Genomic DNA, 212 nt, shown 5'->3' with positions numbered 1-212 from the left:
CGCGCCCATTCGGCCTGCGCATCGGTTTCGAAGATCGTGATGGTCTCGCGTTTTGCCGGCGGATCGATCAGGTCATTGTATTGATAGCCCCACCAGGCCGCGGCGTTGCTGCCGAACGACTTGCCGGCAAAGGCTGGATTGGCCGAGGGCCGCGGCCAGATATCGAGGATCTGCACCTCGAGCACATCACCCGGCTCCGCGCCGCAGACATG

The 212-nt window shown here is 63.7% G+C and carries 1 pseudogene; it reads right to left on the bottom strand.

Annotation, left to right across the window (positions count from 1 at the left end):
* Positions 1-212: pseudogene (locus tag FNJ47_RS49560) on the bottom strand (acetamidase/formamidase family protein); the annotation flags it as partial.

It is taken from the genome of Bradyrhizobium uaiense, assembly GCF_010811875.1.
GTDB lineage: Bacteria > Pseudomonadota > Alphaproteobacteria > Rhizobiales > Xanthobacteraceae > Bradyrhizobium > Bradyrhizobium uaiense.
The sequence above is the reverse complement of the archived record's forward strand: the minus strand, read 5'-3'. Positions and strand labels throughout refer to the sequence as shown.